We start from the raw sequence: 10,348 nt of genomic DNA, 5'->3' as shown, positions 1-10,348 counted from the left end.
GGTGGGTCAGCTTGCGGGGGCGTGAGCGCCATGGATGGCGCGACCGAGCTTACAGGGACGTACTTGCAGCGTCCCCCGCAAGCTGACCCACCCCGCCATCCCACGGAATGCCCGCCGTTGCTGTTGAGGTTGCCGGCCAGCGGCCGGCACTACCGCCTCTGCGGGTGCAGGGCGCAGCCCTGCCGGAACACATCCCTCAGCAAGCCTCAGCCACCGGCGCGCGTGCCCGCCCCAGCCACGCCAGCAGCAGCGCCGACGCTGCCAGCAGGCCACCGGCCACCGGAATCGCCGCGTACCCCAGCCCCAGGCTGATCACCGCACCACCCAGCGCCGCGCCCAGTGCATTGCCGAGGTTGAATGCACCGACGTTGATCGACGACGCCAGGCCCGGCGCCTCGCTGGCCGCCTGCATCACCCGGATCTGCAACGGCGGCACGATGGCGAAGGTCGCCGCACCGAACAGCAGTACACCCAGCGCCGCAGTCGCTTGGCTCATGAAAGCCAGCGGCAGCACGAACATCAGCACCGCAAGTACCGCCAGCAGGATCCGGGTGGCGCCGTCCAGCGACCAGTCGGCCAGGCGCCCGCCAATACCGTTGCCGAAGGTAAAGCCGATGCCGATCAATGCCAGCGACAGCGCGATGAAGGCATTCGACGCACCGGTCAGTTCAGTCAGCACCGGCGCCACGTAGGTGTAGAGGGTGAACATCGCACCTGCACCCAGCACCGTAGTGGCCATCGCCAGCAGCACCTGCGGCTGCATGATCGATTTCAGTTCACGCCGCACATCCGGGCGCGCGCCCGCGGCCGACGGCGGCAGTGCCATGGCCAACGCGGTGATCGCAACCACACCGAGTACGGCGGTGCCGGCAAAGGCCAGGCGCCAGCCCAGCTGCTGGCCGACCCAGGTCGCCAGCGGCACGCCACCGATGTTGGCGATGGTCAGGCCCATGAACATCGTCGCCACCGCCGCGGCCTGCTTCTCCTTCGGCACCAGGCTGGCGGCGACCACCGCGCCGATGCCGAAGAACGCACCGTGATTGAGGCTGGTCACCAGCCGTGACAGCAGCAGCAGGCCGTAGTTCGGGGCCAGCGCCGACAGCAGGTTGCCGATGACGAAGATCGACATCAGCAGCATGAGTGCGGTGCGCTTGCCGAAGCGTCCCATCAGCAGGGTCATCACCGGTGCGCCCAGCATCACGCCCACCGCATAGGCGGTGATCAGCATGCCGGCGGTGGGGATGCTGACCCCCACTCCGTTGGCGATGACCGGCAGCAGGCCCATCGGCGTGAACTCGGTGGTGCCAATGGCGAAGGCGCCGACGGCGAGGGCCAGCAATGCGGCTCTGGAATTCATGGGGGTTGCCTGCGTGGGGGCAGGCCCTGTGGAAAATGAGCGCGTAGCCTGCGCGCTTTGCCGGCCGGGAGTAAGCCACTACGCGGGAAAACAGTGTTGATCCCGATTCACAAGTGGAAGGTGCAAGCCGGCATTGCGGGAAGAAGCCACGCCGGGCATGGCCCACGCTTCGGTAGCGCCGGGCCATGCCCGGCGAGCGCAGCGGCGCCTGAAACGCAGAACCCCCGGCCGGGCCGGGGGTTCTGTCTCGCTTGCTTACCAGTCGCCGGCGCCCGGCACGTGGTGTTCGCGTGCGCGGCGGCGCATCAGCAGGTTCAGCCACTCCACCAGCACCGAGAAGCCCATCGCGGCGTAGATGTAGGGCTTGGGCACGTGCACGTCCAGGCCGTCCAGGATCAGCACCGCGCCGATCAGCAGGATGAAGGCCAGGGCCAGCATCTTCACGGTCGGGTTGGCATCGATGAAGCGGCCCAGCGGGTTGGCCGCCAGCAGCATCACCGCCACCGACAACAGGATCGCCGCCACCATCACCGGCACATGGTCGGCGATGCCGACGGCGGTGATCACCGAATCCAGCGAGAACACGATGTCGATGACCGCGATCTGCGCGATCACGTAGCCGAACACGGCCGAGGTCTTGGTGGTGGTCGGGTCCTCGTCCTCGCCACCGGTGATCATCTCCTTGATCTCCATCCAGCCCTTGATGATCAGGAACAGGCCACCGACGATCAGCACCAGGTCGCGGATGGAGATGCCCATGCCGGCCACGGTGAACAGGTTCGCCTGCATGTGCGCCAGGTACGCCAGCGAGACCAGCAGGCCGATACGGGTGATGCAGGCCACGGCGATGCCGAGGCGGCGCGCGAACGGGCGGCGCTCTTCGGGCAGCTTGCTGACGGCGATGGAGATGAACACCAGATTGTCGATGCCGAGCACGATTTCCAGCGCGCTCAAGGTGAACAGGGTCAACCAGACGTTCGGATCGGCGAGAAGCTCAAGGGACATGGGAAGTCTTCAACAAGGGGGGAGGAAGAAGGATCAGCCGACGCTGGCCGGGAACAACCGCGGCACCAGCACCAGGGCCCAGCACAGCAGCACGTTCATCATCAGCACGAACACCGCCGCCGAGCCCATGTCCTTGGCGCGGCCGGCCAGTTCGTGGATTTCCGCGCCATAGCGCTCGATCACCGCCTCGATGGCCGAATTGGCCAGCTCCATCGCCAGCACCAGCAGCATCGAGCCGATCATCAGCGCGCGCTCCACCGGGGTCTGGCCCAGCCAGATCGCCAGCGGGGTCAGCAGCACCAGCAGGTAGACCTCCAGCCGGAACGAGGACTCGTGCAGCCAGGCAGCACGCAGGCCCTGCCAGGACCAGCGGGCGGCCTGGAAGATGCGGCGCGGGCCGCGGGGCATGTGGCCGAACTGATCAGCCACGGGTGATGGATCCAGCAACAGGGGCGCGGCGCAGCGACCGCTCAGACGCACGGCAGGAAATCATGGGTGCACAGGGATAGGCAGACAGCCCCCATTTTGCCACAAGGGCGGCAATGGCACCCCGCACGCCCCGCCGCGAGGCCCTGCGAACGACCCCGCAAACGGCCCAGCGCGGCCAAGCGCGGGGCCAGCCCAGCTTCTATGATGGATACCCCTGCCCTGCCGGAGTGCCTGATGACCCGTCCCCGCACCTGCCTGATCCTGCTCGGCCTGCTGGCCGCGCCGCTGGCCCAGGCCCTGAGCCCGCCGGCGCCGCCACAGATCCCTGCGCAGGTCTCCAACGTGGCCTGGGAGGCCGACATCGCCGCCTTCGCCGCCGCCGACCGGACCAATCCGCCGCCGCGTGGTGGCATTGAGTTCATCGGCAGCTCGTCCTTCCGCATGTGGGACAGCCTGGCCCGGGATTTCCCGGGGCAACCGGTGTTCAACCGCGGCTTCGGAGGTTCGGAAGTACGCGACAGCACCTGGTACGCCGGCCAGGCCATCGTGCCGTACGCGCCGTGCAAGGTGTTCTTCTACGCCGGCGACAACGACCTCAACAGCGGCCGCAGCGCAACCCAGGTACGCGATGACGTGGTGGCCTTCGTGCAGCGCGTGCATCGCGACCTGCCGCAGACGAAGGTGGAATACGTCTCCATCAAGCCCAGCCCCTCGCGGGCGCACCTGCTGCCGGCGATCAACGACGCCAACGCGAAGATCAAGGCTGCGTTGGCGAAGCTGCCCAACACCGGCTACACCGACATCTACACACCGATGCTCGGGGCCGACGGCCAACCCGATGCGTCGTTGTTCCGCGAGGACATGCTGCACATGACCCCGGCCGGCTATGCGATCTGGACCAAGGCGCTGGCGCCGAAGGTCAACTGCAACTGATTGATCCCGAGATTGCCGGCCAGCGGTCGGCACTACCGCGACAACGCGCGGGCTCCGGTAGTTGCCAACCTTGGTTGGCATGAATGCGTCCACCTGCATCCCAGTGAAAGCGCCGACCAAGGTCGGCAACTACCGAGGTGGCAAGCGGCCCTCAGCGGAAAATCACCGTCGCCTCGGTGCCCTTGCCCAGCTCGCTGGCCAGGCTGACCTTCCAGCCGAAGCGGTCACACAGGCGGCGCACGATCGACAGCCCCAGGCCGGTGCCCTGCGGTCGGCTGGGATCGGCACGATAGAACGGCTCGAACGCACGCGACAGCGCGTCAGCGGACATGCCGATGCCGGTATCGCTCACCACCACCCGGTCGTTGTGCACATGCACGTCGATGCGGCCTTCATCGGTATAGCTGCAGGCGTTGCGCACCAGGTTGCTGACCACCACCTGCAGCACCCGCGGCGGTGCGTGCAGCTGCACGGCCGCGTCGCTGTGCAGGTGCACCGCCAGCGGCCGTCCCACCAGCAGCTCGTTGGCGTTGTCCACTTCGTAACGGACGATGTCGTTGACGTCGAACAGTTCCACCTGCGGCTCGACGTCGGCCTCACGGGCCAGGATCAGGAAGGCATCGATCACCGCTTCCATGTCCCGCCCGGCACGCTGGATGCGCTGCAGGCTCCGACGCAGGCGCGGCTCCAGGCTTTCATCGCCCAGCGCCATGTCGCTGGCCACGCGGATGACGGTCAGCGGCGTGCGCAGTTCATGGCTGGCATCACGGGTGAAGTTGCGCTCGCGCGCCACGTGCGCGGTGACCCGGTTGGCCAGCGAATGCAGCGCCGCCGCAAGTTGCCGGGTCTCGCCCTGCATGTCCGCCGGCAGCTTGTTCGGCTCCAGATCGGCCGCTTCCGGATGGCCCGGATCCCAGCGCGAGACACGGCGCGCCAGCCAGTTCACCGGCGATACCAGGCGTTTGGAGGCACGGTAGGTGATCCAGGAGGCGCCATATACCGCCAGCAGGGTCAGCAGCACCGGCACGATGCCGAACCAGAACGCCAGCATCTCCGCGCGCGAGCGCAGGAACACCAGGTACAGGCGCCCCTCTTCGCGGGCGTCGACCAGCACCAGCTGATCGTCGTCGGGCAGTTCGTGGAAACCCGGTTCCAACGTGCGCAGGTTGGCCGGCAGTGACAGGCTGGACTGCCCGCGTTCCAGCAGGTAGCCACGGATGTTCTGGGTATTGGGTGGCGGCTGCACGGGCGAGGCCTCGTGCAGTGTCCAGTAGTACGCCGCTTCTTCGCGCAGGGCAGCGCCCACCAGGCTGTGCTTGATCACCAGCGAAACCAGCCAGGCACCCAGCAGGATACCCAGGCTGGCCAGCACGGCTTGCAGGATGAAAGCGATACGGATCTTGCGCGGCAGGCCGTGCGGCATTGCGGTGTCCCGGTCAGAGCGCTGCGATTATAGGCAGCGCGCTGTGCCGTGATCGTGCATGGACGATGACGACCCGGTATCCGGAACGTGCACCCCTTCCCTGCCGACCACGGCCGTGCCGGTTCTGCTGCAACACCGGCACGACGTCGATCAGGCCATCGGCTGGGCGATATCGGCGATGCGATAGCCCGCGCTCTGCACGGTGTGCAGCAGCGGCCGATCGAACGGCTTGTCGATGATCTTGCGCAGGTTGTACAGATGGCTGCGCAACGTGTCCGAATCAGGCAGGCCGTTGCCCCAGATCTCGCGCTCGATTTCCTGGCGGGTGACCACACGCGGCGATTCACGCATCAGGATGGTCAGCAGGCGCAGGCCGATCGGCGACAGCTGCAGCTCGGTGCCAGCACGGGTGGCACGCATGCTGACCGGATCGAGCACCAGGTCGGCGACCTTGAGCACTTCCGAACCCACCTGGCGACGTTCGCGGCGGATCAGCGCGCGCAGGCGGGCTTCCAGTTCCTGGATCGCGAACGGCTTGGTCAGGTAATCGTCGGCACCAAAGCCAAGCCCGGTGAGCTTGTCATCCAGCGTGTCGCGCGCGGTCAGCATCAGCACCGGGGTCGACTTGCGCGCATCGTTGCGCAGCCGGCGGCACACTTCGATGCCATCCAGCCGCGGCAGCATGAGGTCCAGCACGACGACGTCGTAGCTGTTCTCGGCAGCCAGACGGTAGCCGTCCAGGCCATCCTGCGCATAGTCGACCTCGAAGCCACGGCCTTCCAGGTATTCACCGATCATCTCGGAGATATTGCGGTTGTCTTCGACCACCAGCACCAAGCCGGAAGTCTCCTTCGTCTGACGCATGAGAATCCCTCTTTCTTCAGCTTTGTGAAACATGCCCGATCGACGGTGCACGCGATGTGAAGTTGCGTCAATGAAAAGAAGATGGCGTGCTCACAGCAGCGGCTTCAGCAGCGGCCAGACGTTGTCCAGCACCTTCGGCTGCGCTTGGGCGGTGGGATGCAGGCCGTCGGCCTGCATCAAGCCGGGCTGCAGGGCCACGCCTTCCAGCAGGAACGGCAGCAACGGCACCTTGTACTGCGTGGCCAGTGCCCGGTACGCCGCAGCCAGGCGCTGGCGGTAGCCCGCCCCATAGTTGGGCGGCACGTCGATGCCCAGCAGCAGCACCTTGGCACCGGCCTTCTGGCTGGCCTGCACCATCTTCTCCAGGTTGCCCTGCACCTGCGCCGGGGTCAGCCCGCGCAGCGCATCGTTGCCACCGAGGGCGATCACCACCACCGTGGGCTTCTCCCGGCCAAGCAGGCCCGGCAGGCGGGTCAGCGCGCCAGCAGTGGTTTCCCCGCTCATGCTGGCGTTGACGATGCGCGGCGGGGTTTTCGACTGCTGCCTGACCCGCTGCTGCAGCAGGCTGACCCAGCCGGCATCGGCCGGGATATTGTGGGCGGCACTGAGGCTGTCACCGAGCACCAGCACGGTACCGCCGCCCGGACCTTTGGCACACGCCAGTACCGGCAACAGCAGCAACCCTAGCAGCAGCATCATCATTGCGCCGGCTTGCCGGCTCCATTCCGTCTTGTGCATTGGAGTCTCCTCATCGACAGCCTGTCCCCCCGCAGCGCGCCCGTCGCCATCGCCGTCGACCAGGTCGGCAAATCCGTGCATGGCCCGGAGGGTGAAGTCCACATACTGGACAACATCACCCTGACCGTCCATGAAGGCACCAGCGTGGCCATCGTCGGCGCCTCTGGTTCCGGCAAGACCACCCTGCTCGGCCTGCTGGCCGGGCTGGACCTGCCCAGCCGTGGCCGCATCGCGCTGGCGGGCCAGGATCTGACGGCACTGGACGAAGAAGCGCGTGCACAGCTGCGCGCGCGCGACGTCGGCTTCGTCTTCCAGAGCTTCCATCTGCTGCCGGCGCTGACGGCGGCCGAGAACATCGCGCTGCCGCTGGAACTGGCCGGGCGCGAGGACCGCACGCGGGTGGACGAGGTGCTGGCTGCGGTCGGACTCTCGCATCGTGCCCGCCACTACCCGCGGCAGTTGTCCGGCGGCGAGCAGCAGCGTGTCGCCCTTGCCCGGGCATTCGTCAGCCGCCCGCGCATCCTGTTCGCCGACGAACCCACCGGTTCACTGGACCAGGCCACCGGCCAGCACATCAGCGATCTGCTGTTCGAACTCAACGCCGGCAGCGGTACCACGCTGGTGCTGGTCACCCACGACCTGCGCCTGGCGCAGCGCTGCCAGTACATCCATCGCATCGACAACGGCCGCCTGCAGCCGGTGGAACATGGAGTGGACGCATGAACCTGCTGCGGCATGCGTGGCGCGCGCTGCGCCGCGAGGCCCTGGCAGGTGACCTGCTGACCGTGTTCGCCGCCCTGGTACTGGGCGTGGCGGTGATGACGGCGGTGGGCACGCTGGTGAACCGGGTCAACCTGGCATTGACCGGCAGCGCGGCGGAAATGCTCGGCGGCGACCTCGGCGTGGCCGGCCGCGATGACCCGCCCGCCGCGTTCGCTGAGGAGGCGCAGCGACGCGGCCTGGCGCATACGCGGCTGGCCAGCTTCGGCAGCGTGCTGTTCCAGGGCGATGCCAGCCAGATGGCCAGCATCAAGGCCGTGGAAGCGGGCTACCCCCTGCGCGGCGCGCTGCGCGTGCGTGCCACGCCCGGCGGCGCGCTGATCGCCGATGCCGGAATGCCGGCCAAGGGCCAGGCCTATGCCGACCCACGCCTGCTGCAGGCACTGGGCCTGAAGGCCGGCGACGATCTGGAATTCGGTGCGGGCACGCTGCGCATCGCTGGCATCATCGAATCGGAACCGGATGCCGGTGGCGACCTGCTGACGCTGTCGCCGACCCTGCTGGTCAACCGCGCCGATGTGGAAGGCACCGGCCTGCTCGGCCCCGGCAGCCGCATCAATTACCGGGTGATGTTCGCCGGCCCTGCCGCCGACATCGCGTCATTCCGGCAATGGCTGCTGCCGCAGGTAAAAGGCATGCGCCTGCTCAGCGTGAACGATACCCAGCGCGGTGTGCGCCAGGCCTTCGACCTGGCCGGTCGTTTCCTCGGCCTGAGCGCGCTGCTGGCGGTGCTGCTGGCCGGCGTTGCCACCGCACTGGCGGCCAACCGGTTCGCGCTGCGTCGCATCGACCAGGTGGCGATCCTGCGCTGCCTGGGTGCACGCCAGCGCGACATCCTGGCCGGCTTGGCCCTGCAGCTGCTGATGCTGGCGGTGCCGGCGTGTGCGATCGGCATCGGCCTGGGCATGGCGGCACAGGAAGGACTGGTGCAGGTACTGGGTAGCCTGGTGCCGCAACGCCTGCCGCTGCCCGAAGCCATGCCTGCGCTGACCGGCGCGGGAATCGGCCTGTTGCTGCTGTTCGGCTTCGGACTGCCACCGCTGCTGCGCCTGCGTGGCGTGCCGCCGATGCGCGTGCTCAACCGTTCGTTCGCAGCCTTGCCGCCGGCCTCGCTGCTGGCCTATGTGGCTGCGCTGGCGGCCAGCCTGGTACTGGCGGTGCAGGTCACCGGCGATCTGAAACTGGCGCTGTGGGTGCTGGGTGGCCTGGCCGGGCTGGCGGTGGCCGCGGGCGTGGTCGGGTTCCTGCTGCTGCAGCTGCTGCGTGGCCTGCAGCACCGCCTGCACGGCAACTGGCGGTTGGGCCTGGCAGCGCTGACGCGGCGGCGGATGCTGGCGGTGATGCAGCTGGTGGGCCTGTCACTGTCGCTGTGCGCCCTGCTGTTGCTGGCGGTGATCGGCCCCGGCCTGCTGCAGCAGTGGCGCGAGCGCCTGCCTGCGGACACGCCCAATTATTTCCTGATCAACATCCAGCCCGAGCAGCGCGACAGCGTGCTGGCGACCCTGCAGGGCCTGGGTGCGCACGATGCCAGCATCGAACCGATGGCCACCGGCCGCCTGATCGCGATCAACGGCAAACCGCCGCTGCGAGTGGATCGCACGCCGGCCGACGACAATCAGCCGCAGGGTGAAGGACAGCGCGACGACGATGACGAGAACCGGCCGCTGAACTTCAGTTGGCGCAGCACGTTCCCGCCGGCCAATACGCTGGTCAACGGCACGTTCTGGAAGCCGGACAGCACCGCCGCGGAGGCATCCGTGGAGATCGGCTGGGCCAAGCGCTACGGCGTGTATCCCGGTGACCGCATCACCATAGCGGTGGGCGAGCAGCAGCGCGAGTTCAGCGTCACCAGCGTGCGCAAGGCCGACTGGAATACCTTCCGGCCGAACTTCTTCGTGTTGTTGAACCCGAACGCGGTGGGCGATACACCGCACAACCTGCTGTCGGCATTCCATCTCCCGGCCGGCCGATCGGCGGGACTGGGTGCCCTGGTGCGTGCGCAGCCCAACCTCTCGCTGCTGGACGTGGATGCGGTGATCTCGCAGGTACGCGATGTGATGGAACGGGTGGCGCAGGCGGTGCAGCTGGTGATGGTGTTCAGTCTGCTGGCCGGCGTGCTGGTGCTGCTGGCGGCGCTGCAGGCAACGGCGGGCGAGCGACGCTATGACAGCGCGGTGCTGCGCACGCTGGGTGCGACGCGGCGCCAGCTGCGTGGCGCGGTGCTGGTGGAATTCGGTGCGCTGGGCGCGCTGGCGGCGCTGCTGGCGGTGGGCGCGGCAGCGGTGATCGGCGTAGCGGTGTCGCAGAAGGTGTTCGAACTGCCGCTGCTGCCGCCGTGGCCGGGCCTGCTGCTGGGTGGCCTGCTCGGCATCGCGCTGAGCCTGCTGGCCGGCTGGCTGGGGACCCGGCGGATCCTGCACACGCCACCGGCATTGGCGCTGCGCGAGGCCTGACGCTGTTCTGTGGCAAAGGCATCCACGCATGGCGTGGATCTACCAGCGAGCCCAGTAGATCCACGCCACACAAGCAGGTAGATCCACGCCACGCGTGGATGCAGTGCCGATGGACCCAGTAGATCCACGCCATGCGTGGATGCAGTGCCGATGGACCCAGTAGATCCACGCCATGCGTGGATGCAGTGCCGATGGTCCCAGTAGATCCACGCCATGCGTGGATGCAGTGCCGATGGTCCCAGTAGATCCACGCCACGCGTGGATGCATTGCCGATGATCCCGGTAGATCCATGCCGCGCAAGCAAGTAGATCCACGCCATGCGTGGATGCCGGGTGCAATCACCGCCGGAGAGCGTGCCGAGCAAG

The 10,348-nt window shown here is 67.7% G+C and carries 9 protein-coding genes; 3 read left to right on the top strand and 6 right to left on the bottom strand.

All coding sequences use genetic code 11. The features are described 5' to 3' along the window. Window positions 1-196: 196 nt before the first annotated feature. From J2X70_RS12285 to J2X70_RS12275, 3 genes are all read right to left on the bottom strand, one after another. Window positions 197-1,357, bottom strand: coding sequence for an MFS transporter (locus J2X70_RS12285; RefSeq protein WP_223483374.1), 1,161 nt, complete (start codon window positions 1,355-1,357; stop codon window positions 197-199). Between the two features lie 255 nt (window positions 1,358-1,612). Beyond that, the gene (locus tag J2X70_RS12280) at window positions 1,613-2,362 is read right to left on the bottom strand and encodes a TerC family protein (protein ID WP_025877899.1); all 750 of its coding nucleotides are present in this window, start codon (window positions 2,360-2,362) and stop codon (window positions 1,613-1,615) included. A 33-nt stretch (window positions 2,363-2,395) separates the two neighbouring features. Next, window positions 2,396-2,791, bottom strand: coding sequence for a diacylglycerol kinase (locus J2X70_RS12275; RefSeq protein ID WP_025877898.1), 396 nt, complete (start codon window positions 2,789-2,791; stop codon window positions 2,396-2,398). Between the two features lie 234 nt (window positions 2,792-3,025). Between J2X70_RS12275 and J2X70_RS12270 the strand changes: the two genes are divergently transcribed. Beyond that, entirely contained in the window at window positions 3,026-3,724 is a 699-nt protein-coding gene (locus J2X70_RS12270; RefSeq protein WP_223483375.1) for an SGNH/GDSL hydrolase family protein, read from the top strand. Window positions 3,725-3,875: 151 nt separating this feature from the next. Here J2X70_RS12270 and J2X70_RS12265 read toward each other — a convergent pair whose 3' ends face one another. The 3 genes from J2X70_RS12265 to J2X70_RS12255 all read right to left on the bottom strand — a co-directional run bounded on the left by J2X70_RS12265 (window position 3,876) and on the right by J2X70_RS12255 (window position 6,749). After that, a complete protein-coding gene (locus J2X70_RS12265; protein ID WP_032974932.1) occupies window positions 3,876-5,147 on the bottom strand; it encodes a HAMP domain-containing sensor histidine kinase in 1,272 nt (423 codons plus the stop codon). A gap of 150 nt (window positions 5,148-5,297) precedes the next feature. Further along, the gene (locus J2X70_RS12260; RefSeq protein ID WP_002811889.1) at window positions 5,298-6,011 is read right to left on the bottom strand and encodes a response regulator transcription factor; all 714 of its coding nucleotides are present in this window, start codon (window positions 6,009-6,011) and stop codon (window positions 5,298-5,300) included. Window positions 6,012-6,101: 90 nt separating this feature from the next. Further along, a complete protein-coding gene (locus J2X70_RS12255; RefSeq protein ID WP_025877872.1) occupies window positions 6,102-6,749 on the bottom strand; it encodes an arylesterase in 648 nt (215 codons plus the stop codon). Between the two features lie 75 nt (window positions 6,750-6,824). On the opposite strand from J2X70_RS12255, the gene J2X70_RS12250 reads away from it, so the two are divergent. Next, a complete protein-coding gene (locus tag J2X70_RS12250) occupies window positions 6,825-7,472 on the top strand; it encodes an ATP-binding cassette domain-containing protein (RefSeq protein ID WP_059066070.1) in 648 nt (215 codons plus the stop codon). Continuing rightward, complete coding sequence (locus J2X70_RS12245) at window positions 7,469-9,982, top strand: FtsX-like permease family protein (RefSeq protein ID WP_140227969.1); 2,514 nt, start codon at window positions 7,469-7,471, stop codon at window positions 9,980-9,982. The genes J2X70_RS12250 and J2X70_RS12245 overlap by 4 nt, the downstream gene beginning before the upstream one ends. The last annotated feature ends 366 nt before the right edge of the window (window positions 9,983-10,348 follow it).

Origin of the sequence: Stenotrophomonas sp. 1337 (genome assembly GCF_031455455.1) — a bacterium.
GTDB lineage: Bacteria > Pseudomonadota > Gammaproteobacteria > Xanthomonadales > Xanthomonadaceae > Stenotrophomonas > Stenotrophomonas indicatrix.
Note: the sequence above shows the minus strand (reverse complement) of the source record. Positions and strands in the feature narration are given on the sequence as shown.